The organism is Streptomyces lydicus (assembly GCF_004125265.1).
Classification (GTDB): domain Bacteria; phylum Actinomycetota; class Actinomycetes; order Streptomycetales; family Streptomycetaceae; genus Streptomyces; species Streptomyces lydicus_C.
Genome location: NZ_RDTE01000003.1, coordinates 8,555,327 through 8,580,843 on the forward strand (window position 1 = coordinate 8,555,327; position 25,517 = coordinate 8,580,843).

General features: G+C 69.6%; 19 protein-coding genes. 8 read left to right on the forward strand and 11 right to left on the reverse strand.

Annotated elements, in window-relative coordinates; genetic code table 11:
* Positions 1-52: 52 nt before the first annotated feature.
* Positions 53-3,259 (forward strand): ATP-binding protein, encoded by a 3,207-nt coding sequence (locus D9V36_RS40245; RefSeq protein WP_129298113.1) that lies wholly within the window; start codon positions 53-55, stop codon positions 3,257-3,259.
* Here D9V36_RS40245 and D9V36_RS40250 read toward each other — a convergent pair.
* From D9V36_RS40250 to def, 3 genes are all read right to left on the reverse strand, one after another.
* Positions 3,180-3,971, reverse strand: coding sequence for an ABC transporter permease (locus D9V36_RS40250; protein ID WP_129298114.1), 792 nt, complete (start codon positions 3,969-3,971; stop codon positions 3,180-3,182). The genes D9V36_RS40245 and D9V36_RS40250 overlap by 80 nt on opposite strands.
* Positions 3,968-4,939, reverse strand: a complete 972-nt coding sequence (locus D9V36_RS40255) for an ATP-binding cassette domain-containing protein (RefSeq protein WP_129298115.1) — start codon at positions 4,937-4,939, stop codon at positions 3,968-3,970. Before D9V36_RS40255 ends, D9V36_RS40250 begins: the two co-directional genes overlap by 4 nt.
* Before the next feature lie 244 nt (positions 4,940-5,183).
* A complete protein-coding gene (gene def, locus D9V36_RS40260) occupies positions 5,184-5,846 on the reverse strand; it encodes a peptide deformylase (RefSeq protein WP_129298116.1) in 663 nt (220 codons plus the stop codon).
* A gap of 109 nt (positions 5,847-5,955) precedes the next feature.
* On the opposite strand from def, the gene D9V36_RS40265 reads away from it, so the two are divergent.
* Positions 5,956-6,558 (forward strand): helix-turn-helix domain-containing protein, encoded by a 603-nt coding sequence (locus tag D9V36_RS40265; RefSeq protein ID WP_129298117.1) that lies wholly within the window; start codon positions 5,956-5,958, stop codon positions 6,556-6,558.
* 93 nt (positions 6,559-6,651) lie between these two features.
* On the opposite strand, the gene D9V36_RS40270 is transcribed toward D9V36_RS40265, so the two are convergent.
* The 3 genes from D9V36_RS40270 to dnaE all read right to left on the reverse strand — a co-directional run bounded on the left by D9V36_RS40270 (position 6,652) and on the right by dnaE (position 11,449).
* A complete protein-coding gene (locus tag D9V36_RS40270; RefSeq protein ID WP_164993135.1) occupies positions 6,652-7,128 on the reverse strand; it encodes a GNAT family N-acetyltransferase in 477 nt (158 codons plus the stop codon).
* A gap of 238 nt (positions 7,129-7,366) precedes the next feature.
* The gene (locus D9V36_RS40275) at positions 7,367-7,750 is read right to left on the reverse strand and encodes a DUF4440 domain-containing protein (protein ID WP_129298119.1); all 384 of its coding nucleotides are present in this window, start codon (positions 7,748-7,750) and stop codon (positions 7,367-7,369) included.
* 48 nt (positions 7,751-7,798) lie between these two features.
* The gene (dnaE, locus tag D9V36_RS40280; protein ID WP_129298120.1) at positions 7,799-11,449 is read right to left on the reverse strand and encodes a DNA polymerase III subunit alpha; all 3,651 of its coding nucleotides are present in this window, start codon (positions 11,447-11,449) and stop codon (positions 7,799-7,801) included.
* Positions 11,450-11,804: 355 nt separating this feature from the next.
* On the opposite strand from dnaE, the gene D9V36_RS40285 reads away from it, so the two are divergent.
* The 4 genes from D9V36_RS40285 to D9V36_RS41335 all read left to right on the forward strand — a co-directional run bounded on the left by D9V36_RS40285 (position 11,805) and on the right by D9V36_RS41335 (position 16,709).
* On the forward strand, positions 11,805-12,782 hold the full coding sequence (locus D9V36_RS40285; RefSeq protein WP_129298121.1) for a LysR family transcriptional regulator: 978 nt from the start codon (positions 11,805-11,807) through the stop codon (positions 12,780-12,782).
* A 646-nt stretch (positions 12,783-13,428) separates the two neighbouring features.
* Positions 13,429-14,160, forward strand: a complete 732-nt coding sequence (locus D9V36_RS40290) for a class I SAM-dependent methyltransferase (protein WP_129298122.1) — start codon at positions 13,429-13,431, stop codon at positions 14,158-14,160.
* 682 nt (positions 14,161-14,842) lie between these two features.
* On the forward strand, positions 14,843-16,342 hold the full coding sequence (locus tag D9V36_RS40300) for an NmrA family NAD(P)-binding protein (protein ID WP_129298123.1): 1,500 nt from the start codon (positions 14,843-14,845) through the stop codon (positions 16,340-16,342).
* Positions 16,343-16,415: 73 nt separating this feature from the next.
* Positions 16,416-16,709: a hypothetical protein gene (locus D9V36_RS41335; protein WP_164993136.1), complete on the forward strand. Its 294-nt coding sequence runs from the start codon at positions 16,416-16,418 to the stop codon at positions 16,707-16,709.
* 532 nt (positions 16,710-17,241) lie between these two features.
* On the opposite strand, the gene D9V36_RS40310 is transcribed toward D9V36_RS41335, so the two are convergent.
* The 3 genes from D9V36_RS40310 to D9V36_RS40320 form a co-directional block, all read right to left on the reverse strand.
* Positions 17,242-19,428 carry a SpoIIE family protein phosphatase gene (locus tag D9V36_RS40310; protein ID WP_241721252.1) on the reverse strand — a complete coding sequence of 729 codons (2,187 nt, stop codon included), beginning with the start codon at positions 19,426-19,428 and terminating at the stop codon, positions 17,242-17,244.
* 238 nt (positions 19,429-19,666) lie between these two features.
* Complete coding sequence (locus tag D9V36_RS40315) at positions 19,667-21,076, reverse strand: MFS transporter (protein WP_431357739.1); 1,410 nt, start codon at positions 21,074-21,076, stop codon at positions 19,667-19,669.
* Positions 21,077-21,371: 295 nt separating this feature from the next.
* Entirely contained in the window at positions 21,372-22,217 is an 846-nt protein-coding gene (locus tag D9V36_RS40320; RefSeq protein ID WP_129298126.1) for an oxidoreductase, read from the reverse strand.
* Between the two features lie 108 nt (positions 22,218-22,325).
* Between D9V36_RS40320 and D9V36_RS40325 the strand changes: the two genes are divergently transcribed.
* Positions 22,326-23,240 carry a LysR family transcriptional regulator gene (locus D9V36_RS40325; RefSeq protein WP_129298127.1) on the forward strand — a complete coding sequence of 305 codons (915 nt, stop codon included), beginning with the start codon at positions 22,326-22,328 and terminating at the stop codon, positions 23,238-23,240.
* Between the two features lie 96 nt (positions 23,241-23,336).
* Here D9V36_RS40325 and D9V36_RS40330 read toward each other — a convergent pair whose 3' ends face one another.
* Positions 23,337-23,672 (reverse strand): hypothetical protein, encoded by a 336-nt coding sequence (locus tag D9V36_RS40330; protein ID WP_206739793.1) that lies wholly within the window; start codon positions 23,670-23,672, stop codon positions 23,337-23,339.
* Between the two features lie 412 nt (positions 23,673-24,084).
* Between D9V36_RS40330 and D9V36_RS40335 the strand changes: the two genes are divergently transcribed.
* Complete coding sequence (locus tag D9V36_RS40335) at positions 24,085-24,621, forward strand: hypothetical protein (RefSeq protein ID WP_129298128.1); 537 nt, start codon at positions 24,085-24,087, stop codon at positions 24,619-24,621.
* Positions 24,622-25,141: 520 nt separating this feature from the next.
* Here the strand turns inward: D9V36_RS40335 and D9V36_RS40340 are convergent.
* Positions 25,142-25,360, reverse strand: coding sequence for an EF-hand domain-containing protein (locus D9V36_RS40340; RefSeq protein ID WP_129298129.1), 219 nt, complete (start codon positions 25,358-25,360; stop codon positions 25,142-25,144).
* Between the last annotated feature and the right edge of the window lie 157 nt (positions 25,361-25,517).

Genomic DNA, 25,517 nt, shown 5'->3' on the forward strand with positions numbered 1-25,517 from the left:
TCCGTCCCCACAACGGGAGTTCGGGCGCCATCGCTTTGGCTAATCTGCAGGGATGACCACCGACCTGACCCTGCTCACGTATGTCGCCTACCGCGGAGTGGAGGTCACCGCGCCCCGGCTCCGCGGCCTCCTTGCGCTGCTCGCGGGCGATTTGCGTACGGGCTGCAGCACCGAACGGCTGGTGGAAGGGCTGTGGCCGGACGCGCTGCCGGAGCGGCCGGGCAAGGCGGTGCAGGTCCTGGTGTCCAGGGCGCGGGCGCAGCTGGGCACCGGTGTCCTCGTCAGCACGCCGAACGGATACCGGCTCGCCCTCGCCGACGATCAGGTCGACAGCTCCGCCCTGCTGCTGCACGCCGCCGCCAGTGCGGACCGGGCCAGGGCCGGGGACCACGCGGGATCGCTGACCGCGGCCGAGGCCGGGCTCGCGCTGTGGGAAGGCACCTCCGACGGGGACGCCGGCGCCGGTGACCCCGTAGCCGCGTTGCGCGCCGAGCGGGTCCCCGTCCGCGGCACCCTCGCCCGCGCGCGGGCGCTCGCGCTCGCCCGCCTCGGGCGGCACGCAGAGGCGGCCGGACCGCTGGCCCTCGCCGCCGCGGAGCATCCGCGTGACGAGGAGCTGCTTGCCGAGCTGCTGCGCGGTGAGGCGGCGACGGCGGGCCCGTCCGCCGCGCTGGCACGGTACGAGGGGTACCGCCGTGAGCTGCGCGACGAGCTCGGCACGGATCCGGGCGCCGGGCTCAAGGCCGTACAGCAGGAGCTGTTGTGCGGCGAGGCACCTGCGGTCAGGCACGGCGTGCCGCACGAGCCGAACCCGCTGCTGGGGCGGGACGAGGACATCGCGGCGGTGGCGCGGCTGCTGCGCACCTCCCGCGCGGTCACCGTCGTCGGTCCCGGCGGTCTCGGCAAGACCCGGCTCGGGTACGCCGTGAGCCGCCGGGCCGAGCAGCGCGTGGTGTATGCCGTACCGCTCGCCGGCATCACCGCGGACGAGGACGTGGCAGCGGAGGTGGCCTCCGCGCTCGGTGCGGGCGAGGGGCGGCACGGCACCGTGAGCGGCCACGCCCCGGCCGACCCGCTGACCGGAATCCTCGGTGCGCTCGGCTCCGGGCCCGCTCTGCTGGTGCTGGACAACTGCGAGCAGGTCATCCGGGGCGCCGCCGCCCTCGTACAGGACCTGGTCTCGTCCTCGAAGGACCTGCGGGTGCTCGTCACCAGCCGGGCCCCGCTGGGACTCACCTCGGAGGCGGTGTACGCGCTGCCGGAGCTCGGCCTGGACACCTCGGTCGAGCTGTTCGCGCAGCGGGCCCGGGCCGCCCGGCCCGGTGTGGAGCTGCCGTCGGACACAGTGGCCGCGCTGTGCCGCCAGCTCGACGGACTGCCGCTCGCCGTGGAGTTGGCCGCGGCGCGGGTGCGGGTGCTGTCGGTGCCGGAGATCGCCCGCCGTCTCGGCGACCGGTTCGCGCTGCTGCGCGGCGGGGCGCGTGATGCGCCGGAGCGCCATCGCACGCTGCACGCGGTCGTGGAGTGGAGCTGGAACCTGCTCGCCACGGACGCCAGGGCGGCGCTGCGCACGCTGGCCGTCTTCCCCGGTGGCTTCTCGGGCGAAGCGGCGGAGCAGGTGCTGGGCGGAGAGGCGCTGTCTCTGCTGGAGCAGGTGGCCGGTCAGTCGCTGCTCACCGTCGCCGACACCCCGGCCGGCGTGCGGTTCCGGATGCTGGAGACCGTGCGGGAGTTCAGCGCGGCCCGGCGGGCGGAGGCGGGCGGGGAAGAGGAGGCCGTCGGCCGATTCCTGGCCTGGGCACGGGACTTCGGGGTGGCGTACCACGACTGGGTCTTCGGTCCGGAACCGCGGACTGCCTGGGAACGGATCAGGGCCGAGCAGGACAACCTCGTGGCGGCCCTGCGGTACGCCCTGGCCCGTACGGATGGCCCCGCCACCGCCGCCGTCACCGCCGTTCTCGCCGCGCTGTGGACCACCGATTCCCACTACTCCCGTCTCGCTGCCCTCGCGGCCGACACCGGCCCGCCGCTGTCGCACTACCGCCCCGAGCCCGAATACGTCGAAGTGGCCCGCGCGGCCACGGTGTTGTGCATGGCAAGCCTGCTCATGGACCACGGCCCGCACGCCGGCGTCACCCGCCAGCTCGTCACCCTCCGGCGGCTGCCCCCGGCCCCGCCGGACACGCTGCTGCGCGCCATCGCGGCAGTGCTGAGCGCGGTCCCCGAGATGCTGCCTCCCGACTACGAAGTGCTGCGCACGTTCTGCGACAGCGAGCGGCCGCTCGTCGCCGGCATCGCCGAATGCGTCGCCACCTACATCTGGGAGTACGCGCACGACATCGACCGCGCGCTCGCCTCGGCCCGCCGGATGACCGACGCACTGGCAGCGGTCGACAATCCGGCCCTGCAGCTCGTGGGCCATTCCCGGCTGAGCGAGCTGTGCTTGAGGACGGGGCAGGGCGAGGCCGCGTACCGGCACCTCAAGGCGGCGCTCGAAGCGCTGCCGCGGCTCGGCGACGAGCACGACTACATCGGCATCCGCTCGGCCCTCGCCCTCGCCTGCCTGCAGCGCGGCGACCCCGACGAGGCCGAGCACTGGCTGCGGCAGGCCGAGGGCGACAACACCCCGCGGCAGGACCCCTTCTACAGCCCCGATCCCGGCGTGCGCGCCGAGATCGCGCTCGCCCGCGGGCTGACGGAGGCCGGACTCGGCCTGTGGCGCAGCGCCGTGGAGCGGATGCCCGAGGAGGGCTCGACGTACAGCGGCGACCCCTGGCTCGACCCGTGGGCGCTGCAGCTTCAGGCGGCGGCGGTGACCGCACACGCGCACGCCGGCCGTCTCGAACTCGTCGCGGGGACGGCCGGCCGGCTGTGGCAGCGGCTGCGAATTCTGCTCACCGGCCCCGCCCGCTCGCCCGTGGAGCTCCCCGTGTTGGGGACGGTGCTGCACGCGCTCGGCGTGGCGGGGCTCGCGTCCGACGGCGCCGGCGCCGGTGCCGGTGCCGTACGGATGATCGCGCTGGCCGAACGGCTGCGGGTGCTGCGCGAGTTCCAGCCGACGATGTCGGCGGCCCGTGCCCGGCAGGCGGCCGAGGACGCCGACCGGGCGGCGTACGCCGACGCGGTGTCGGAGTACGCCGCCCTGGGGCGGGACGAGCTGCGGGAGGCAGCCCGTGCGCTCATTTCGGGTCGCGGTGGAACAGTGACGTCGACCAGCAGTACCCGAGCGCGGCCAGCCCCAGGCACCAGACAATCGTGATCCACCAGTTGTTGCCGATCTCGCTGCCGAGCAGCAGGCCGCGCAGTGTCTCGATGGCGGGCGTGAACGGCTGGTATGCGGCGATCGGCTGGAACCAGCCCGGCATCGCGTCGACCGGTACGAAGGCGCTGGAGAGGAAGGGGAGGATGATCAGCGGCAGTGCATTGTTGCTTGCCGCCTCGGCGTTCGGGCTGGCCAGGCCCATCCCGACGGCGAGCCAGGTGAGTGCCATGGCGACCAGCACGAGCAGCCCGAACGCCGCCAGCCAGTCCAGGACCGTGGCGTGTGTGGACCGGAAGCCGATGGCCACGGCGACGGCCCCGACGAGGACCACGCTGATGACCGCCTGCAGCACGCTGCCGACCACATGCCCGATGAGCACCGATCCGCGGTGGATCGCCATCGTACGGAAGCGGGCGATGATGCCCTCGGTCATGTCCATGGAGACGGACACCGCGGTCCCGGCCGGGGTGGCGCCGATGGTCATCATCAGGATGCCCGGAACGAGATAGGCGAGGTACCGGGAGCGGTCGGCGCCGCCACCACCGATGCCCGCACTCATCACACCGCCGAAGACATAGACGAAGAGCAGCAGCAGGACGATCGGTGTCAGCAGGATGTTGAGGGTGAGCGACGGGTAGCGCCGTGCGTGCAGGAGGTTGCGGCGCAGCATCGTGGACGAGTCGCGTACGGCGAGGGAGAGGGAGCTCATCGGACGGACTCCTCCGTCTGGTAGGGGACGTCGGCGCCGCTGGTCAGGGCGAAGAAGACGTCGTCGAGGCCAGGGGTGTGCACGGTCAGCTCGTCCGCCTCCGTACCGGCCGAGTCCAGCCGGCCGAGGAGGGCGCGCAGCTCGCGCTGGCTGCCGTCGCAGGGGATCCGCAGCGTGAGGGTTGCGTCGTCGCGCGGCGCCTCGCGCAGCGCGGCGGCGGCGGTCCGGTACGCGGCCGGGTCGGTGAACCGCAGCCGCACGTGCCCGCCGGGGACGAGCCGCTTCAGCTCGTCGGCGGTCCCCTCGGCGGCGATCTTGCCGTCGCTCAGCACTGCGATGCGGTCGGCGAGCTCGTCGGCCTCCGCCAGGTACTGGGTGGTGAGGAAAACGGTGACGCCGCCGGAGACCAGCTCGCGGATGATCCCCCACATGGTGTGGCGGCTGCGTGGGTCGAGGCCGGTGGTGGGCTCGTCGAGGAAGATGATCCGCGGGTTGCCGACCAGCGTCATGGCGATGTCGAGGCGGCGTTTCATGCCGCCGGAGTAGGTGGCGGCGGGCTTCTTCGCGGCCTCCGCCAGGTCGAAGCGCTCCAGCAGCCCGGTGGCGGTGCGGCGGCCCTCGCGGCGGGAGAGGTGGTGCAGGTCCGCCATGAGGAGCATGTTCTCCTCGCCGGTGATCAGGCCGTCTACGGCGGAGAACTGCCCGGTGACGCCGATCACTTCCCGTACGGCCTGTGGGTCGGCGGCCAGGTCGTGGCCGCCGACGCGCAGGTCGCCGGCTTCGGCGGTGACGAGGGTGGAGAGGATCTTGACGGCGGTGGTCTTGCCGGCGCCGTTCGGGCCGAGCAGCGAGAAGACGGTGCCGGCCGGCACCGCCAGGTCGATGCCGTCGAGGACCGTCTTGTCCCCGTAGGCCTTGCGCAGCCCCTTGGCCGCGATGGCGAGAGAGCGCGATGTCGGTGTCGTCATGCCGCAGAGAGTGCGGCAGGGCGCATTCAGCGCGGATTCAGAAGGGTTTCAGCGCTCTGGGAGCGGGGGTTGCGCCGGTTCCTGAAACCGACAGCTGCCCGGGACGGGCCGTCAGGCCCGCCGGGCCCCAGCCCCTTCTGGTGACGGCGGTTGCGCCGGGTGTGCCGGTCGTGCCGGTCGTGCCCGGCTGTCCGTTGGCTCACCGGCCTCACTGGGCTCACCGGCCTCACCCAGCTCACCGGCCTCACCCGGCCAGGTCGGCGGCTTTGAGCTCACGTCGGGCGAGGACGTCCGCGCAACGGTCGTCCATCTGTCGCAGTGCGTCGCGGCGGTCCCGTCGGGAGAGCCGGTCGAGATAGGTGTGCCCGAGGAGGTGATCGGTCTCGTGCTGCAGACACCGGGCGAAATATCCGCTTCCCTCGATCACGAGGGGAGCGCCGTCCTTGTCGAAGCCACGCACGACGGCACGATCGGTCCGCGGGACCGCTATGGCGGCACCGGGCACGGACAGGCACCCTTCGACGTCGTCGACGAGCCGGCGGTGGCCGGCCTCGGGCTGGTCGAGAACGGGGTTGAGGATGTGGCCGACATGCCGGACTCCGTCGTCGTCCGGGCAGTCGTACACGAACAGCCGCAGGTCGACACCGACCTGATTGGCAGCCAGGCCGGCGCCGTCGGCCACCCACATGGTCAGGAACATGTCGTCGATCAGCGCCGACAGCTCGGCGGTGCCGAACTCGGTCACCTCACGGCATCGACGGTTGAGGATTTCCTCGCCCACCCTCGTGATACGGCGTACCGAACCCCGGCCGGCTTCCGGAGACAGGGCCGGGCAGGAGTCGACCGGCACGCCCTGGACACGGACCCGCCGGTCGGTGGCGCGAGGTTGCTCGTGAGGAAGGGGCATCGTGGTTTTCCTTCGTATTTCGTATGGGGCCAAGGAGGCATCGACGGCCGAAGTCGGCACGAGGGACGGCCGGTTGCGAAGTCCTTTGCAAAGTAGCAGACTTTGCAAAGTGACTGAAGAACACGTCGACCGCCCGAGCGCCCGTCCCGCCACGGCCGGTCCGGGATTGCGCGAGCACGAGGTCCGCACCGCCCTGCTCGACCTGCTTGCCGAGGTCGGCGCCGCCACGGCGACCGAGGCGGCGGCCCGGCTGGGCTACAGCTCCGGACTCTGCTCATTCCACCTGCGGCAGCTCGCCCGCCACGGCCACATCGAAGAAGCCCCGCACGGCGGAGGCCGCGCACGCCCTTGGCGTCTGTGCCGGCCGACTGCCGCATCCGACCCGTCCGACCCGTCCGACCCGTCCGACCCGTCCACGGAGGATTTCGGCGACCTCGCCCGCGGCCTGGAGGACGAGAGCTGGCAGCACTGGCTCGACCAGCGAGAGCAGGCACCGGCCGAGTGGCGCAGCGATGAAGCGTTCAGTGCCGTCGCCTATCTGACACCCGAGGAGATGAGCCGGCTGGCAGCGGTGATCCGAGGGGCACTCGCCCCCTATCAGGAGCGCGATCACCGGCCTCTGGCTCGCCCCGAGGGCGCCCGGCCGGTCGCCCTCATCACCCGGCTGTTCCCCCTGCTTCCCCACCCGGCGGACGACGCGGACGAGAGCTGAGAAGCCGAGGTCCGTCCGCGGCGGCGCGAGGGCCTGTGGCTCCGCGCTGATACCCCGGTCCGGGACGGGCGGACGCGGGCGTCACCTTCGAAATCAGAGCTGCTGATCCAGGTGCACGGTGGTGGGGGAGAAGCCCGCAGCTCGGTAGAACTCACCGGCGTCCGCGTTGAAGTGCCAGACATCCGTGACAAGACGTCGGCAGCCTGCCGCGCGTCCCACTTCACGTACGGCGTCGAGCAGCGCTGCGCCGACACCGCTACGGGCGGCTTCGGGGACCACGGCGATCTGATCCAGCGACACGATGACCTCTGAGTGCGTCAGAGCAGTGCCGGGCCGGTTCTTGACTCGGGCGAGAGCGTATCCGAGGGCTTCGCCTTCCGCCCCGTCGGCGACGAGCACGGTGACGGAGGGATCGGCGATCCGAGCGCGGAAGAAGGCTTCGACGGCATCCGTCTCCGGGGAGTCGACGAACAGGTCGGGACGGTGTTGTGTGTGCGGGGCATGAACGATGTGGTTGAGGGTTGCCAGCAGGGCAACATCGCCTGGAGAAGCGGTGCGGATCCGGAACACGTCACCATCCTGGCCGGTTGATGCTGCCGCTGCCACACATTTCCGGGCCTGGACACCGGCGTGCCTGATGGCATCGGATCTCCTGTCCGGGCGACCCCGCCAGCAGGCCAGCAGGCCAGCAGGCCAGCAGGCCAGCAGGCCAGCAGGCCAGCCGGTCACCCGGTTATCCGGCGACCCGGTCATCCGGACGTGCGCCGAGAAACCCAGGGGCTCGCAGGGCAGGCCGCGCGACCGACACTCAGAGATCTTGAACCACGGTTCCCTGGTGGTAGAGAACCCTCCAGTCGTCGGCTCCCTGTTGCCAGATGGTTGCCCGCCGGGTTCTCCGTCCGTTGAGGACCAAGGTGTACGTCAACAGATAGACACCCGCGCCCAGTTCCTGACAGCGGAAGTCGGACGTCTCCCACTCCTCGGTCGGCGGGGCCTTGTAGCGCTCTTCCAGGACATCGAGCACAAAGTCGCGGCTGTAGCGCTCTCCCGACGCGCCTGTCTCCCAGAAATCCGGCGCTGTCATGGCCTCGAAATCGGCCCTTGTCGTTCCGAACTCGGTTCGGTGGAAAAGCGGTTCCCTACGGACTAGATCGTCGAGAACACCGCGTAGTCGCTCGTCGGTCGGTTCCATCTTCACCTCCTGCTCAGCGAGGGACCTGGACGAACATGGCGATTGCCGTCACGAGCGAGGCGGAGAACATTCCGGGCCCGCCCACGCCTCGGCTCCGAACGTGCCCTTCACGTCGGATGCGAGGGTGAGGGCGTCCACCGTGGCCTGCAGTGCGTACACGGTCGTCTTGTGTGCGCCGCGGACGCTGAGGTGGACCGGGCTGTCGCCCGGATGGTCCGCAAGGATGCGCTTCAGTTCGCTCACGGACTGTTCGGTGATCCGGTGGGCGGGGAGGGCGAGCCGCACGGGGGGTTTCCCACCGTGCTCGGCGGAGGACACGTCCAGTACGGCGAGTTCTCTGCCGAAGACGTTCACGGTTCCGTCCCGGTCCTCCAACTTGCCCTTGACAGAGACGACGTTGTCCTCGGCCAGCGCGTGCCGCACGAACTGGTAGGCGGCAGGGAAGAAGAGTACGTCGATGCCGGCATCACGGTCCGCGAGGTGCACGATGGCCCAGGCGCTGCCCTGTTTGGTCACCTTGAGCTGGATGCCGGTGATCAGCCCGGAGAGCCGTACCTCCCCGGTGGTGCGCCCGGAGGCGAGCAGTTCCGAGAGGGAACAGTCCCGTGCGCCGGAGAGGATGTGCTCGGCGCCGTCCAGCGGGTGGGCCGAGACGTAGAGGCCGAGCATGTCGCGTTCGGTCGCCAGGAGCTGTCTGCGGGGCCACTCCGTCTCGTCGATCGGGGAGCCGAGGCCGAAGGCCGGTCCGCCGCCCCTTTCGCCGCCTCCGTCACCACTTCCTTCGCCACCTGCTTCGCCGCCCAGGCCGGCGAAGAGATCGTCCTGTCCGAAGCTCGCCGCTTTCTTCACGGGGATGAGGGCGTCGATGGCGCTCTCGTGGACGGCGGTGAGGCCCTTGCGGGAATGGTTCAGGGAGTCGAAGGTGCCTGCCTTGATCAGGGACTCCACAGCCCGTTTGTTGAGTGCGGGCAGGTCGGCCTTGTCGAGGAAGTCGGAGAAGGAGGTGAATTTCCCTCTCCGGCGGCGGGCGTCGATGATGGCCTCGATGACCTGGTCGCCGACATTGCGCACGGACCGCAGTCCGAACCGTACGTCGTCACCGACGGCGGTGAATTCGGCGACGGACTCGTTCACGTCGGGCTGGAGGACCCGCACGCCGTTCTTGCGGGCGTCGGCGAGGTAGACCGCGGCCTTGTCCTTGTCGTCGCCGACCGAGGTGAGCAGGGCGGCCATGTACTCGGCCGGGTAGTTGGCCTTGAGGTAGGCGGTCCAGTACGAGACGAGTCCGTAGCCGGCGGTGTGGGACTTGTTGAACGCGTAGCCGGAGAACGGGAGCATGACGTCCCACAGGGCCTTGACGGCCTCTTCGCTGTACCCGTTGCCCCGCATGCCGTCGTGGAACTTGTCCCACTCCGCGGCCAGTACCTCGGGCTTCTTCTTGCCCATCGCACGCCGCAGCAGGTCGGCGCCGCCGAGGGTGTACCCGGCGAGTTCCCGGGCGATCGCCATGATCTGCTCCTGGTAGACGAGCAGATGGAAGGTGTTGCCGAGGATCGGCTCCAGGGCGTCGCGCAGCTCGGGGTGGATCGGCGTGATCTCCTCGCGGCCGGTCTTGCGGTGCGCGTAGTGGGTGTGTGCGTTGGCCGCCATCGGGCCGGGCCGGTAGAGGGCGTTGACCGCCGCGATGTCCTCGAACCGGGTGGGTTCCATCTGTTTGAGCAGCACGCGCATGCCGCCACCGTCGAGCTGGAAGACACCGAAGGTGTTGCCCTCGGCCAGCAGCCGGTACGTCTTGGCGTCGTCCAGCGGGATCACGACAGTGGACGGGGCGCCGTCCAGGGGATCCACGGTGGCCAGGCTGATGCCCCGGTTCTGGCGGATGTTCTCGATCGCCTGGTCGATCACACCCAGGTTCCGTAGCCCCAGGAAGTCCATTTTGATCAGACCCATGTCTTCGCAGGACGGGTAGTCGAAGCCGGTGATCTTCACGCCGTCCGAGGCACGCATGTGCAGCGGGATGCGGTCGGTGAGCTTCGTCTTGGAGAGGATCACCGCCGCGGCGTGCACACCCGTGCCGCGGGTGAGGCCTTCCACCCCACGGGCGGTGTCGATGACCCGCTTCACGTCCTGCTCGTTGTCGTACATCTGCCGGATCTCGCCGGCCTCGCCATACCGCTCGTGGGAGGGGGCGAAGACGGCGGCCAGCGGAGCGGACTTGCCGTTCTGGTCCGGCGGGAGCGCCTTGGTGATCCGCTCGCCGTGGGCATAGGGGTAGCCGAGGATGCGCGAGGAGTCCTTGATCGCGTTCTTGGCCTTGATCCTGCCGAACGTGTTCACCATGGCGGTGTACTCCTCGCCGTACTTCTCGGTGACATAGCGGACCATCCGGTCGCGCTGACGGTCGTCGAAATCGAGGTCCACATCCGGTGGGTTGATGCGCTCGGGGTTCAGGAACCGCTCGAAGAGCAGGCCGTGCTCCAGTGGGCACAACTCGGTGATACGGGTGGCGTAGGCGACGAGGGAGCCGGTGGCCGAACCCCGGCCCGGACCGAGCGGGATCTTGTTCTCCCGGGCGTGGCGGCAGATGTCCGCCACGACGAGGAAGTAGGAGCTGAAGCCCATGGGGCCGATGACCGACATCTCGGTCTCGAAGCGGTCCACGATGTGCTGGGGGACCGGGTCCCCGTAGCGCATCGTCAGCCCCTGGAGGACTTCCCTGCGCAGCCACGACTCCTGTGTCTCACCTTGGGGCACGTCAGGGAACTGCGGCATCTCGTCGACGTGGTCGAAGACCTCGTCATAGGACTCGATGCGCTCGGCGATCAGCAGGGTGTTGTCACAGGCTTGTGGAAGCTCCGAGAACAGACCGCGCATCTCGGCCGCGCTCTTGAGGTAGTAGCCGGAGCCGTGAAAACGGAAGCGGCCAGGGTCGTCCTTGTTCTTGCCGACGCCGATGCACAGCAGGCTGTCGTGAGCGTCGGCCTGGTCCTCGGTGACATAGTGCGCGTCATTGGTGGCCAGGAGGGGCATCTTCAATTCCCCGGCCAGACGCAGCAGGCCCTCACGCACCTCACGTTCGATGTCCAGACCGTGGTCCATCAGCTCCAGGAAGTAGTTCTCGCGGCCGAAGATCTCCTGGTAGGCCGCGGCAGCAGCCTTCGCCTCGTCATACTGGTGCAGCCGCAGGCGGGTCTGGATCTCGCCGGAGGGGCAGCCGGTGGTGGCGATGAGCCCGTCCGGCCGCCGCGCGATCAACTCCCGGTCCATGCGCGGCTTTCCGGCAGGGAACTGCCCCTCATAACTTGCCTGTGTGCTGAGCCAGAACAGATTCCGCAGGCCCTGGGCGTTCCGCGCCCACATGGTCATATGCGTGAAGCGGCCGCCGCCGGAGACATCCTTCGACCCCTCACCGTCCGCGCTCGTGGCGCGACGGCCTCCCGGCCCCCAGAACTCCTGCCTCCGGACAAAACGAGAGGAGGGTGCCACATACGCCTCGATGCCGATGATCGGCCTGATCTCTTCGAAGCCCTTCGCGACCTGCGCGAACTCGTAGGCACCGAACATGTTGCCGTGATCGCTCATGGCGACGGCGGGCATCTCCTGCCGGGCCACTTCGGCGAACATCGGCTTCAACTTCTGCGCGCCGTCCAGCATGGAGTATTCGGTGTGATTGTGCAGGTGCACGAAGGAATCCGGCATGAGTGGTCGCCTCCGGGGGAGTGGGGAGCCCCATCCCGGTCCGAGACGCGATGGTGGCTTTGGTGGTGGTGTCCGCATCGGCAGTGACGAATGGGCGGACGGCCCGAACCCACCGCGGTACGGTCGCGCCGACGGGGCGGCCAAGGGGCCGAACCGCCCGCGCGCGCCATCGGTCCGGCGGGCCCTTGAAGTGCAGGTCCGCAGCCACCCGGCTGCCGGGCAGCACGCCTCCTGTCGCGCTGTTCGCGAAACCGCACGTTGACCAGAGACATCAAAGCGAGCAAGGACTGGCGGAATCAAACAACCATTTCGCCGACCGAACTCAACGAATGGTTGTCCACCTAGAATGATCGGCGTGGACCTCATCGCCGTGCGCACCTTCGTCACCGCCGTGGACGCGGGACAGTTCCAAGAAGCCGCCGCCCACTTGTCGATCACCCCACAGGCCGTCTCCAAGCGCATCGCCGTGCTGGAAAAGGACCTCGGTGTGCAGCTGTTCAGCCGCACGGCCCGTGGAGCCCGGCTCACCATCGACGGGCAGGCGTTCCTGCCTTACGCCCGGACCCTCCTCCAGGCCGAGGAACGGGCAGCCGCTTCCGTGCGGCCGGGGCGCCGGGCGTTGCGCGTCGACGTGATCGGCCGCCGGCTCTCGGTGGCGGGCCTGCTGCGCGACTTCCACCGCGCACATCCCGGGACCGATCTCGATGTCGTGACCCTGTTGGACTCCGACTCGGCCATCGCCGCCGTCCGGGACGGGATGATCGACGCGACCTTCCGTGCCGTAACCATGCCCGGCCGGCAACTCCCTGACGGAGTCGAGGCCACTTCGGTCTTGGACGAACCGCTCCACCTGTTCACCGGACCGGCGCACGAGTTCGCCGCCGCCCGCGCGATCGCGCCCGCCCAGCTCGCCGGGCGCCGCATCTGGATGCCTGGCAACCTGCCTGGCACCGAATGGGCGGCCTACTATGACGAACTCGCCGCCACGTTCGGTCTCACCATCGACTCGATCGGCCCCCACTTCGGCATCGAGCACCTCCTCGACACGATCGCCGAATCCTCGGCACTGGCGACCTTCGTCAGCGAGCAGACTCCGCTGGTCTGGCCGGCCGGCCACGACTTGCGGCGGATCCCCCTGCACGACCCCACCCCGGTCTACCCGCACTCACTGATCTGGCGCACCGACAACCCGCACCCCGCCCTCACCGCACTGCGCAACCACCTCGCCTCCGCATACCCCGGCCGCCCCGACAGCGGGACCTGGACGCCGACGTGGGCCGGACGCGCCACACGGCCGAGCCAGGTGTGTTGTACGGAAGGTGTTGATCTGTGACGTATCGTCAGTTTCCTTGATTCCCTGGCAGATAGGCGCTGTGTGACCGGCCCGGAACGTCCAGGCGATCATGTCAGCGCAGCCGACGACCAGCACGACCAGCTGTTTTCCACCAGGCCGTAGCTCTCAGGGTGGGAAGGCCGTCCCTCTCGAGTATGACGCGGGGGTCTGTGGTGGTACTTCAGTTCAGTCCGTTTTTGGGTCCCTATGGGGGAGGACGGCGCTGACCTGTGCATTCGAGGATGGGGACGTCGAAGCCTCCGACGCTTTCCAGGACCCAGGAGTTCGCATGCCCCCCACGGCAGCCCTACAGGGTGCTCCGCGCTTTCCCGTTGCCCCCTCAACCCGCCGTGCGATTCCCGCCGATGCCATGGCCGACCTCTGCCTCCTCGCGCCCTGGTGGCAGTGACCACGCCCCAGGACCACGGCCGGTGTTGTAGGAACTCGTAGCCGGCCCCTGCACTCCCGCTGCCTGACGAATTCTGCCGGAGTACACCCCAGGGCCTGCCCCCTGACGGCCAGGTAAAGACGAAGCATTTCGCCGATCAAGAGCTCGTCACCTGCCATCGCGACCTGATCCCCTTGCCCGCAAACGGCGGTTGATTCCCACGGCCGCCTCTCATCCTCTCAGGAATTCTCTTTCCTCATGACTGAAAAAATCACCCCTCGCCACCATGCCCGGACTCGGCGTGCGACCGAAGGCTGGGACTTCTTAGTGGAATCGATACGGAATCATCGCACGGTCGGCTCCATCGCCCCCAGTAGTAGGTCGCTGGCCGACCTGATGGCTTCCCCCTTGCGGGAGCGAGCGCCGCGGGTCTCGAATGTCCTGGAAGTAGGCGCGGGTACCGGCTCGGTCACACGCGTCCTGCTTCCCCGGATATCTGAGGGAAGCCGCCTGGACATCGTGGAAGCCAATGACCATTTCGCCGCACACCTGCGTCGTCTGGTGGGCTGCTGCCCGCACCTGCCGGAAAAGCAGGAGCAAGTGCGCGTCCATAATGTAGGCGTCGAACAGCTCACCACCGACCGCCGCTATGACGTGATCGTCTCCGGCCTGCCGTTCTCCAACTTCTCCCCCCGGCAGGTTGAGGAGATCATGGGGCACTACTTTCACCTGCTCCGCCCCGGGGGCACGCTCACCTACTTTTCCTATCGAGGCAGCCGCTTCGTCCGCACCTTTCTGACCTCCCGCCCGGAGGCCCGACGTCAACGCGATGTCAAAAATCTGTTGAACCGGTATCACCACCGGTACGCGACCGGCTGTTGGACCGTATGGGGAAATCTGCCACCCGCGCAGGTGTGGCAACTGCGCCGACCTCTCGAAGCTGTCGAATCCTCCGGCGTATTGACCGCCCAGCCGGACATGGCGCGATGAATACCTTCCCCGGTCTGCTCGGCCAGATTCCGTCTGCCACCGCCTACACGGTGCTGGGCGCGGCAATCATTGCGGAGTCCGTTTTGCTGGTGGGTGCCGTCATCCCCACTCTCGCTCTTATGCTCACCGCGGGAGCCTTGGCCCGTACCGGCAGCATGAATCTGTTGTGGGTCATCGCGGTCGCCGCCGGCGCTGTGATGATCGGGGACGCGCTTGGCCATCGAACCGGCCACTTGCTGGGCAATCGCCTCCGTACCGGGAAGCTCGGCCGCCGCATTCCTGCCTCGGCGTGGCAGCGAGCCGAAAGCCTCATGAACAAGCGCGCCGGCCAAACTCTCCTGATCTTTCGCTTTGTGCCGGTGATGCGGACCCTCACCCGCATCTGGCCGGCGTGGTCGGCCTGCCGTACCGCCACATCGCCCCGTACAGTGCGCTGGCCTCGGTCGCTTGGGCGAGCGCCGAAAGGGGCTATACGGCGGCCTTCTCCCTGCAGCACCTCTCCCCGTGATCGGAAGGCCATAGCCGTCAGAGCCGCCCGCCGGGCGCCGCTGTGGCGCGACGGCCCGGGTTTGGCGGCCGGTGGCTTGGTGGTACCGATGGGCCGTTGCTGCAGGTGGCGGCCTGGGCCACGGTCGGGAAACGGGTGGTCGTGCCGGAGCGCGTCGTGAGGTGGGTGTCGAAGATGTCTGATGTGGACGAGCCGCGCGGTGCGGTGTTGGTAGTGGGAGCCACCGGACAGCAGGGAGGGGCCGTGGCCCGGCATCTGCTCGCGGCGGGCAGGCCCGTGCGGGCTCTGACCCGCCATCCGGACAAGCCGGCCGCGCGTGCCCTCGCGGATCAGGGTGCGCAGGTGGTGGCCGGAGATCTGAAGGACGCGGAGTCGTTGCGTGGCGCTCTGGCGGGCGTGGGCGCGGTGTTCTGCGTCACGCAGTTCTTCGAGGCCGGCTACGAGGGCGAGGTACGCCAGGGCAAGCTCATGGTGGACCTTGCGGCGCAGGCGGGCGTGGAGCACTTCGTGTTCAGCTCGGTGGGCAGCGCCGACAAGAACACCGGTATTCCCCACTTCGAGAGCAAGTACGAGGTCGAGCGATACCTGGCGGAGAGTGCCGTTCCTTTCACCGTGCTGCGGCCGGTGTTCCTGATGGAGAACTGGGAGGCCCGGCGCCCAGAGATCACGGAAGGCTCCCTGGTGACGCCGTTGTCGCCGGACCGACCGCTGCAGCAGGTCAGCGTGACGGACATCGGTGCATTGTGCCTGTTGGCTCTGAGCCGGCCCGAACAGTGGAAGGGACGTGAAGTGGACCTGGCCGGCGACGAGTTGTCGATGGCGCAGACGGCCGAGACCTTCGCCGGCGTCCTGCGGCGGAAGGTCGACGTGCGGCAGATCTCCTGGGAGGACTTCCGCGCGCAGCAGGGCGAGGAGATGTACGTGATGCATCGGTGGAGGGGAGAGGCGTGGCTCGATGGCGCCCGGCGGCGTGGCGCGGCCGCCAGGGCGCACTTCATAGCCGCCGATCTGAGCCGGCTGTCCGAGACCACAGCAGCGGTCGAACATATCCGGTCCTCCTGTGCGCAGGTCGACACCCTGGTGCTCTGCGGCCGACACTTCCGGACCATCCGACTGGTCACCACCGAAGGCTTCGAGCACACTTTCGCCCACTTCTACCTCAGCCGCTTCGTACTGAGCCACGGGCTGACCGACCTGCTCGAATGCGCCGACGCCCCGGTCATCCTCAACGTCGCCGGGCCCGGCGGCGATGGGGAGATCCACTGGGAAGACCTGCAGCTCGCGAAGGACTATGACGGGCAACGGGCGCTCATGCAAGGCGGGCGACTCAACGATCTTCTCGGTGTCGCCTTCGCGGACGCCCGGCCGGGGACGAGGGTGAGGTATGTACTGCTCAACCCGGGCACGGTCAGCACCAGTTTCTCGGGGCAGTACACGCCGGACGCCATGGCACAGATTGACGCCATCCGCCGGTCCGCCCAGCCGGTCCACGACTCCATACTCCCGATCGTCAGGCTCCTGGACGACCCGCCCGCCGCCTCGCTCAGCGCCTTCATACGGGACGTGCCGCTCAGCCCCCACGGCCCCGGGTTCACGATCGAGGAAGCGCGGCAACTACACCTGCACACCAAAAGGCTATTGGCCGACGGGGAATCAGGGACGACGAGGGATTGAGGCAGACGACGGGGGGGTGAGACAGCGGCCCGAGCCACGCCTCCGCAAACGCCATGGCACATACCCTCATGAGATGAACATCTGCGAGAGCAGCGCCCACTTGGAGTGGTGGGCCAACCCCTCAACCTGTCTGGCCCGTATACCCGTCAGGCTCACGCCGGATCTCGGCAACACCACCTGGAACGCCATCGTTTCACCCGCGCTTGACGACGATGCCGCGGACAGCCTTCAACTCCTCACCGAAGCCGGCCCGTTCTTCATACTGCGCTTCGAAGACGACTCGACGACCGAGGTCGAAGCGGCCCACTGCGGAGATGTCCACTGCTTGCGGCTCAGTGCAGCCCCGAGCCCCGGCTCAGGCGCTTGAAGTCGTTGCCCCATTCTCTCAAAGCCATCAGTCGTTCTGTCCAGGAATTCGACCAGGCGGGATTCCGAACGCGCAAGCCGCTCCCGTTGCTCACGGGGAAGCGAAGCCAAGGCGTCGACGAGGACTCGTTCCCGGGGTCGTGCACCATGTGGCCGGAGTAGGGCCGGCAACCGGAACACCAGGCGAGTCCCACACATCGCTCGAACATGGCGGACTCGGGCGGATGGAAGCGGTACCGGTACGAGCGGACGGGCGTTCCGCAGTCGGCGCAGATCCGTCGGTCCCCGTCGGCGACCGTGTCCCAGGTTCCGGCCTTGAGCCGGCGCTGCCGCCCGGCCGGTGCTCTTCGCGTCGTCATGCCGTGCATTCTCTACGGGGGGAGGGGAACAGCTGTTGCAGGCTGTGGAGGCGTATGCGAGTCATCGCGCCACGGAGACGATGAAGTCCGGCCTCTCGCCGGCCGCGACGGCGCCAGGTGACCGGCGTTCGGTAGGAGGGCGGTCGTCCGTGCCGTGTGCCGTCTGCCGGAAGGTCAGGCTGCCCGTTGCCCGCCGCCGTTCGCCGGGAGGTGTTCCTCTGCCCAGACGATCTTGCCGTCGGTCGTGTAGCGGGTGCCCCAGCGGTGGGCCAGTTGCGCCACGAGGAAAAGGCCGCGGCCGCTTTCGTCGGTGGTCCGTGCGTGGCGCATGCGTGGTGCGCTGCTGCTGGCGTCGGAGACTTCGCAGATGAGCGCATCCTGCCGGATCAGGCGCAGCCGGATGTGTCCGTTGCCGTAGCGGATGGCGTTGGTGACCAGCTCGCTGACGATCAGCTCGAAGGTGAAGAGCAGGCCGTCCAGTCCCCAGGCGGTGAGGCGGTCGGCGGCCAGGGTGCGGGCGTCCGCGACGACCGACGGGTGGGAGGTCAGCTCCCAGGTGGCCACCTGGTCCTCGCCGAGGGCGTGGGTGCGGGCCAGGAGCAGTGCGACATCGTCGTCGGGACGGCCGGTGAGCACGTCGTTCAGGACGGTTCCGCAGAGTTCGTCGAGCCGCGCCTCGGGGGAGGCCAGCGCGGTACGCAGCCGGGTAAGGCCCAGGTCCATGTCCTGGTCGCGCGTTTCTATCAGGCCGTCGGTGTACAGGGCGAGGATGCTGCCGTCGACGATGTCGACCTCGGCGGATTCGAAGGGCAGGGCGCCCAGGCCGAGCGGAGGTCCCGCGGGCAGGTCGGGGAAGGTCACCGAGCCGTCCGGGGTGACGACGGCGGCAGGGGGATGGCCGGCGCGGGCCATGGTGGACTTGCGGGCGACCGGGTCGTATACGGCGTACAGGCAGGTGGCGCCGAGCGCGGCGGGGGACAGCGACGGGTCGGCGGTCTGCTCCTCGTCGATCAGGCGCAGCACCAGGTCGTCGAGGTGGGCCAGCAGCTCGTCCGGGGGCAGGTCCATGTCCGCCAGGGTGCGAACGGTGGTGCGGAGCCGTCCCATGGTTGCTGCGGAGTCGATCCCGTGCCCCACGACGTCTCCGACGACCATGGCCACCCGGGCGCCGGACAGGGGAATCACGTCGCACCAGTCGCCGCCCGCGCCATCGGAGGCATGGGCGGGCAGGTAGCGCCAGGCGACATCGAGAGTGCTGCCCCCGGTGAGACTGCGCGGGAGCAGGCTGCGCTGCAGGGCCAGCGCGGTGCTGTGCTGCCGGGTGTAGCGGCGGGCGTTGTCGATGCTCACCGCCGCGCGGGCCACGACCTCTTCCGCGAGCAGCAGGTCGTCCTGCTCGAAGGGGTCGCGCAGCTGCCAGCGGATGAACCTGACGACGCCCAGGACATCGCCGAGGGCGCGGATCGGGACGAGTATCAGGGAGCAGAAGCCGAACTCCTGGATTTTCGCGGTCCGGGCCGGGTCGGTGGCGAACCAGCTGTTGGTCGACGCACCTGGCATGGCTTCCAGCCGGGAGCGCCCGTCCTGCATGCACTGCATCTCGGGGGAGTGGGGATGGAAGGCGACGGCCTGCCCGGTCGCCGCGACCGACTCGGGAACGCCTTCGTGGATCGACTGCTGGCCCGCACGGCGCATCTGCGGCGGACGGAGGGGAGCGCCGGGGCGCGGCGTGTCGCCGCGTATCACCGACTCCAGGAGGTCGACGGCGACGAAGTCGGCCAGCCGGGGCACGCTGATGTCGGCCAGGGTCTGTGCGGTGTGCATGACATCCAAAGTGCTGCTGGTCTGTGCTCCGACCTCGTTCAGCAAGGCGAGCCGTTCCCGGGCCCGCCAGCGGTCGGTGATGTCGAGGACGATGAAGGACACGCCCAGTACCCGGTTCGCGGCGTCGTGGAGCCGGAAAACGGACAGCGAGTAGGCGTGCGGCCGGTGCGGGTGTGCCTTCGTGCCGCCTCGCAGCAGGTGATCGACCAGGGGCCGACCGGTGTCGAGCACCTCCCGCGTACGCGACTCCACCCCCTCGGCATCCAGCTCGAGGTCCAAGAGCGGCAGCACGTCCCGCAGCCGCTTGCCCAACCGCTGGTCACGGGGAAGACCCCCGAGGCGCTCCAGAGCCTCGTTGACCCAGACGAAGCACAGCTCCCGGTCCAGCACGGCCATACCCGCCGGGGAAAGGGCGAGGATCCGCTCCAGCATCGGCGGGTTCGCATGCCACCACTCGTTCCGTGGCCCCGGCCCCGGCCCCGGGCCGCGGCCGGCTGCGCCTGCGCTGTCGGAGGTGTCGCTGTCGGAGGTTTCCATGGGCACTACACCGTCATCTGTGAGAGCAGCACCTGACCCCTCCGGCGCGCTGGGGCTCCCAGCTCGCGTCAGACGCATCTGATTCAAGGATCGCACCGGCCTGCGAAGTCGTCGCACCGTCTTCTGCCGCTCGTCTCCTGCGCCCACCAACGCCTCCGCCAGGCCGGGACAGCGGAGGTCTCCCGGACGTGCCGAGGATCACCAGGGGCACGCCCCCGGCCCGCAGCAAGCCTCACACCTACCCCTCCCGGCGCCCGGCCGGCGGCAGCTTGAGCGTCGCGCCCGCCGTCAGTACGAGCCCGGCCGCCGCGAGCAGCATGCTCCACCGCATCCCGGCCAAGAACGTGTCCGCCCCCGCCAGCAGCGCGCCGAAGACCGCCACCGCGATCGCTCCGCCGACCTGGCGGCCGGTGTTGAGCACGGCGGACGCGGTGCCTGCCCGGTCCGCGGGCACCGCGTCGAGCAGCATGGCGGTCAGTGCCGGCACGGTCAGTGCCCCGCCGAGGCCGACCGGCACCATGAGCGCGGCCACCGCCCACACATCGGTGTGCGCACCGACCCCGAGCAGCGCCAGCAGCCCGGCCGTCCCGACCAGCTGTCCTGCCACCATCGGCACCCGCGGGCCGAACCGCGCGGCCAGCTTCGCCGAGGTCAGGTTCACCACGGCGACCAGCGCCGTCATCGGAATGAACATCAGGCCCGCATGCAGCGCCGACTGCCCGCGCTCCTGCTGGAGGTACAGGCTGAAGACGAACACCCCTCCGTAGTAGGCGGCGTTGAGCATGAAGCCGACCACCAGGGACACCGCCACCACTCGCGAGCGGAACAGCGGCAAGGGGAGCATCGGGTGCGCGCTCCTGGCCTGTGCGGTGAGGAAGATGGCTGCCGCGACGGCGGCCACCAGCAGCGACGCCACCACGAGCGGCCGCCCGAAGCCCTTGTCGCCGCCCTCGATCACGCCGTACGTCAGCGCGCCCATCGCGGCCACCGCCGTCACCTGCCCGACCACGTCCAGCCGTGCGGGCAGCCGCGGGGAAGCGGGTACCCGGGCCAGCAGGGCGAGCGCTAGCAGGCCCGCCGGGAGGTTGACGAAGAAGATCCACCGCCAGCCCACGGTAGCGGTGAGCGCCCCGCCGAGCACCGGCCCCGCCGCCACCGCGACCGCGCCGCCCACGGTCCAGACGGCGATCGCCTGCGCCCGCTTCGCCTGGTCGGGGAAGCCCTGCCTCACCAGCGCCAGCGACGCCGGCATCATCACCGCCGCCGCGGCCCCCTGCACCAGCCGCGCCGCCACCAGCACACCGAGGCCGGGCGCCAGTCCGCACGCGGCCGAGGCCAGCGTGAAGAGCACCAGCCCGCCGCCGTACGCCCGTCGGGCTCCGATGCGGTCGGAGAGGGCGCCTGCGGAGAGCATCAGGGCGGCGAACATCAGCGTGTAGCCGTCCACCATCCACTGCAGGCCGGACATGCCGCCGCCGAGACCGCGGCCGATGTCGGGCAGCGCGACGGTGACGATCAACGCATCCAGCGAGATGAGGAAGAAGCCGAGCAGGGCGGCGCCGAGCACCACGGTGGATCCACCCCGGGCGGCTTCCGGCGTATCGGCCGCGGCGCCGGCGGGAGGGGAGGACTTGAGCAGGGACTTCATCAGGGCACTCCTGAGACCTTCTTGACGGTGTACAAGCGAGAGGGGAGACCAGGGGCGACCGCCGAAGGTCGGCTGGTAGTGGGCGCACCCTGGCGTGTCGACGTGAGCGGACATGGACACCACCGGGCGGCGGGAGCTCCGCCGCCCGGCGTAGCGGTCCGTGTCTGACGGCCGGCTGCCGCCGACTCGCGGCGGGCAGAGACGCGTACGGATTCCGGGACCGCAGAGGAACGGGCTCTGTCCGCGCCGACAGGTCCCGCCCCGATCCGACAGGTCTCCGCGCCGCCCCGGACCGTCACCGAGCGTCGAAGTCCGTCCCTCGGGAGACCTTCTCCCACACGGCGAGCTCGGCCCGCACCGAGTCCAGATGTCCGACGAGGAAGTCCACCGCGTCGCCGTCGAGGGCGAGCCGCAGCGGGGTTTCCTCGGCGTCCAGAGCCAGCCGGATCGCCGCCGCGGCCTTCGCCGGGTCCCCGGGCTGGGTGCCGTCGCCATCCTGCAGCAGCTTCCGGGTGGCGCCGACCTTCTCCGCGTACGCCGGGTGCTCCTGGGAGAAGTACGCCGCGCCCTTGCCGAACAGATTGGTGCGGAACGCGCCGGGCTCCACGATCAGCACCTTGATGCCGAACGGCGCCACTTCGTCGGCCAGGCCCTCCGACAACTGCTCCAGCGCCGCCTTGGTCGCGCTGTAAGCGGAGAACCCGGCGAAGGACAGCTGTCCGCCGAAACTGCTGATGTTGACGATGGATCCGCTGCCCCGCTCCCGCATCTGCGGCAGCAGCGCCCGGGTCAGCCGCGCCGGGCCGAAGACGTGCAGCTCGAACAGGTCACGCAACTCCCGGTCGGTGGTCTCCTCGAACGCCCCGACCTGCGTGCGCCCGGCGTTGTTCACCAGCACGTCCACCCGGTCGTAGCGAGCCAGGACATCAGCGGCCACCGCGTTGATCCGCTCGCCGTCGGTCACGTCCAGGCCGATCGCCTCCACCCGGTCGGGGTGCGCGGCGACCAGGTCGGCCAGCGCCTCGGTCCGTCGGGCCGTGCCGATCACCGTGTCACCGGCGGCGAGCGCGGCCTCGGCGATGGCCCGCCCGAAGCCGCTGCTCGCACCGGTGACCAGCCAGACCTTGCCGCTCTCGGTCATTTTTTCGTCTCCTTGGTCAACTGCTGTGCGGGACCTGCCCGCCGACAGCTGCCATCCTTCGCCGGGATCCGGGACCAGGTCCAAGACCTGTTGTGATAGCTATCGGTTATGGATGTCCATGGACGCGATCTCCGCTACTTCGCCGCGGTCGCCGAGGAGTTGAACTTCACCCGGGCCGCCGAGCGGCTTTTCGTCTCCCAGCCCGCGCTCAGCAAGCAGATACGGATGCTGGAGAAGCAGCTCGGCGCGCGTCTGTTCCATCGGGACCGGCGGGTAGTGCGGTTGACCGTGGTGGGGGGAGCCCTGCTGCCGCACGCCCACGGGATGCTGGCCGCATGGGAGGCCGCCGAGACCGCGGTGGAGGAGGCGAGGGCCGCCGAGCTGCACACCCTGGTGATCGGCATGTCCACCAGTCCGGGCCGCGGACTGCTGCCCGCCCTGCGCACCCGGTTTCTCTCCCGGCATCCGCACGCACGGCCCGTCCTGCGGCAGGTCAACTGGGCGGACCCGAGCGCCGGGTTGGCGGACGGATCCAGCGATGTCGCCTTCGTCTGGCTGCCGCTGCCCGACGGCGACCGCTACCGGCATGCAGTGGTGGCTCAGGAGCCTCGCCTTGTGGCACTGCCGCAGGGGCACCCCTTGGCGGCGCGGGCCGCAGCCGACAGCGAGGGGGCGGTGGACTTCACCGATCTGCTCGACGAGCCGTTCCTCGCCCTCCCCGCCGAAGCCGGTCCGCTGCGGGACTACTGGCTGGCCCTGGACGCCCGGGACGGTCGCGCGCCGCTGATAGGCGGGGTGGTGGGCAGCGCCGAGGAGACTTACGAGGCGGTCGCCAACGGCCAGGGCGTGGCACTTCTGGCCACCGGCAACGCCCCGCTGGTCGTCCGGGACGGGGTGATCGCCGTACCGGTCCGGGGCATCTCACCCTCCCGCCTGGCGGTAGCCGCCCGCCGGGACGACGAGCGGCCCTTGGTGGTGGCCTACCTGGCCGCGGCGGCAAAGGCGGGAGCCGGCACCTCCTGAACGGAGCCGCCCACAGAGCGCATGGGGCGAACGGCCCGCGCACGGCCGGACGGAGTCAACTCCCCCCGTGGGTGCGGTGGATGGTGACGTGGCGGGCTACTTGATGCCGTGCGCGCGGGCGTTGGCCAGCAGCGCCTTCAGCCCGTCGAGGTCGTAGCCGGTGAGGTGGCCCATACCGGCAGCCGTCTTGTAGCCGCCGTTGGGGCTGCACATGATCGGCGTGTTGCCTCTGGTGGCCACGCACTTGTAGTCGATCAGCTTGCCGCCCTTGTCTGCGGTGTTCGGGTGATCGAGGCCGTGTGCGTGCAGCGGCTCGTGGACCAGCGTGTTGCGCAGTATGTACGCCGGGATGGGGAAGCCGGTCCAGTACTCGGAGCCGATGGCGACGATCCCGCCGACGCCCACGCCCTTGGGGGGATTGGGGCAGGGCACGCCCTGACTGAAGCCGGCACGGCCCAAGGGGCGGGAATGTAGCGGTGCGTTCACGAGTCAGACTCGTGGGACGACCTGGTGGTTGCGCTCAACTGGGCCGCTGATGGGGCGCTTTGACCAGCAGTCGAGACGACCCGTCAGGTGTCGCTGTGCGCAGCATCAGGGAGTGCTGAGAGTCACGGGTGCCGAGAGTCACGGGTGCTGGGAGTCGGGACCCTGTGACGACGTTTCAAATGGTGCTGGGACTGGTCGCCGTCCCGAGCTCACGAGGTAGAGGGAGGGGTCGCTCACGAGTTCTGTTTGAGGCGTATCGGACGCTTATCACGCGGTATTTTCCTGCCCCGTTCGTGACCGGCGGTCTACCGTACGCATATGCCACGCTACCTAACGTGGCCACACGAGGAGGAAATCTGTGTCATCGTCCTGCGACCCCCGCTACGCTCCCGCCGGCGATGTGGGGGCAGCGCTCATGGTGATCGACTCCCGGCTCAAAGCCGTCTACGACGGCACGACTGAGACCGACCCCGAACAGCAGGAGCTGATCGACCAGTTCACCGCCTCCCTGAGTCCCAAGGGAGCTGGTGACGTGTTGGACGGTGCGTGCACGCTCATCTACATGTTCATGAACTGGCTGCGGATGGCCTACGAGGACCACGACAAGGACGTCATCGAGTGCGTGGTGCCCCCACTCGTGGCCACGATGCGCATGATGCCCAGGAGCGTCCGTCCCGAGGCCATCCCCACCATGGCCGGTCTGGTCATCGCGGCAGGGACCGGCCTGAGCCCCAGCCTGTGGCGCAAGCAGTACGGAAAGTGGACTGTGAAGGAGATGAATCCCCTGGAAGCCACGGCCTTCCTGCTCGCCGAGCACATCAACCGGCTCACCGACGACCGCGACTTTGCCACCCGACTGATCGCCGAAGCTCTGTCCAACGCGATCCAGGACTGACTACAGCCACAGGTGCCCAGTCACCCGCATGGCCCGGCGGATCCGGTACTCCGGCCTGGAGTGCCGCCGGCCGGCGTTCCCACCGCCGGCCGACGACCGGAGCCTCGTGCCCGCTTGCCCGCCCTGCTGCGGAGGCATCGCGATGAGCCTTTGCATTCCCCGGTTGCATTCCGCTGCATCGCGCGCGAGCCGGCGCGGATTTGGCCCGCGGTCCGAGGCGGCCAAGTACCCCGCGGTGCCTGGCCGCCAAACCGGACCCCGGTCCTCTGGCGGCCCCAGGACCAGGCGGATGGGAGACGTCCCGCCGTCGTCCGAAGGGTCGGCGGGGAGGTCTGGCGTGATGGCCGCCGCGGGCGTCGAGCGACTCACTGCGCGAGGGCCGCCAAGCCGCGCTGGAGCACCTGCTCCCACCTCGCCGGGGGCGAGCTCGTCGCGCGTCCTCGCTTGAGCCGTCCACGAACCACATGAGGACGGGGAGGAGCCGCACGCCTGCGGCACCGTCATATGCCGACCCGGAGGGTCAGCCCTTCATGGCAGCCCAGAACTCCTCGAAGGACATCTGGCGGTCGCCGTCGGTGTCGAGCGAGTCGATCAGCTCCTGGGCCTGCGCCTCGGTGATCTGCGCGCCTTCCAACTCCGCCACGACCTTGCGGTATTCGTCTGCCGTGACCAGGCCGTCGCCGTCGATGTCGTAGCGCTCGAAGACCTTCCGCGCCGCCGTCTCCATGATGTCTGCCATGTGTTCCGTCCTTCCGCGATCTTCGCTGACGGGCCCAGATTATCCGGCCGCGCAAGGCCTGCCGGACCCGGTCCCTGCCGTCTGCTCCTGCATACTCCGGGGCCACATGGCGTGCTCGGCGGCGCCGCCGCGGCGGGGCAGACCCCAGGGCGGGGAG

What these genes read in the sequence shown, in the direction of transcription:
- D9V36_RS40245 (WP_129298113.1), top strand. Translation starts at nt 53, where the DNA reads ATGACCACCGACCTGACCCTGCTCACGTATGTCGCCTACCGCGGAGTG.
- D9V36_RS40250 (WP_129298114.1), bottom strand. Translation starts at nt 3,971, where the DNA reads ATGAGCTCCCTCTCCCTCGCCGTACGCGACTCGTCCACGATGCTGCGC.
- D9V36_RS40255 (WP_129298115.1), bottom strand. Translation starts at nt 4,939, where the DNA reads ATGACGACACCGACATCGCGCTCTCTCGCCATCGCGGCCAAGGGGCTG.
- def (WP_129298116.1), bottom strand. Translation starts at nt 5,846, where the DNA reads ATGCCCCTTCCTCACGAGCAACCTCGCGCCACCGACCGGCGGGTCCGT.
- D9V36_RS40275 (WP_129298119.1), bottom strand. Translation starts at nt 7,750, where the DNA reads ATGGAACCGACCGACGAGCGACTACGCGGTGTTCTCGACGATCTAGTC.
- dnaE (WP_129298120.1), bottom strand. Translation starts at nt 11,449, where the DNA reads ATGCCGGATTCCTTCGTGCACCTGCACAATCACACCGAATACTCCATG.
- D9V36_RS40290 (WP_129298122.1), top strand. Translation starts at nt 13,429, where the DNA reads ATGACTGAAAAAATCACCCCTCGCCACCATGCCCGGACTCGGCGTGCG.
- D9V36_RS40300 (WP_129298123.1), top strand. Translation starts at nt 14,843, where the DNA reads ATGTCTGATGTGGACGAGCCGCGCGGTGCGGTGTTGGTAGTGGGAGCC.
- D9V36_RS41335 (WP_164993136.1), top strand. Translation starts at nt 16,416, where the DNA reads ATGAACATCTGCGAGAGCAGCGCCCACTTGGAGTGGTGGGCCAACCCC.
- D9V36_RS40310 (WP_241721252.1), bottom strand. Translation starts at nt 19,428, where the DNA reads ATGGAAACCTCCGACAGCGACACCTCCGACAGCGCAGGCGCAGCCGGC.
- D9V36_RS40315 (WP_431357739.1), bottom strand. Translation starts at nt 21,076, where the DNA reads ATGAAGTCCCTGCTCAAGTCCTCCCCTCCCGCCGGCGCCGCGGCCGAT.
- D9V36_RS40320 (WP_129298126.1), bottom strand. Translation starts at nt 22,217, where the DNA reads ATGACCGAGAGCGGCAAGGTCTGGCTGGTCACCGGTGCGAGCAGCGGC.
- D9V36_RS40325 (WP_129298127.1), top strand. Translation starts at nt 22,326, where the DNA reads ATGGATGTCCATGGACGCGATCTCCGCTACTTCGCCGCGGTCGCCGAG.
- D9V36_RS40340 (WP_129298129.1), bottom strand. Translation starts at nt 25,360, where the DNA reads ATGGCAGACATCATGGAGACGGCGGCGCGGAAGGTCTTCGAGCGCTAC.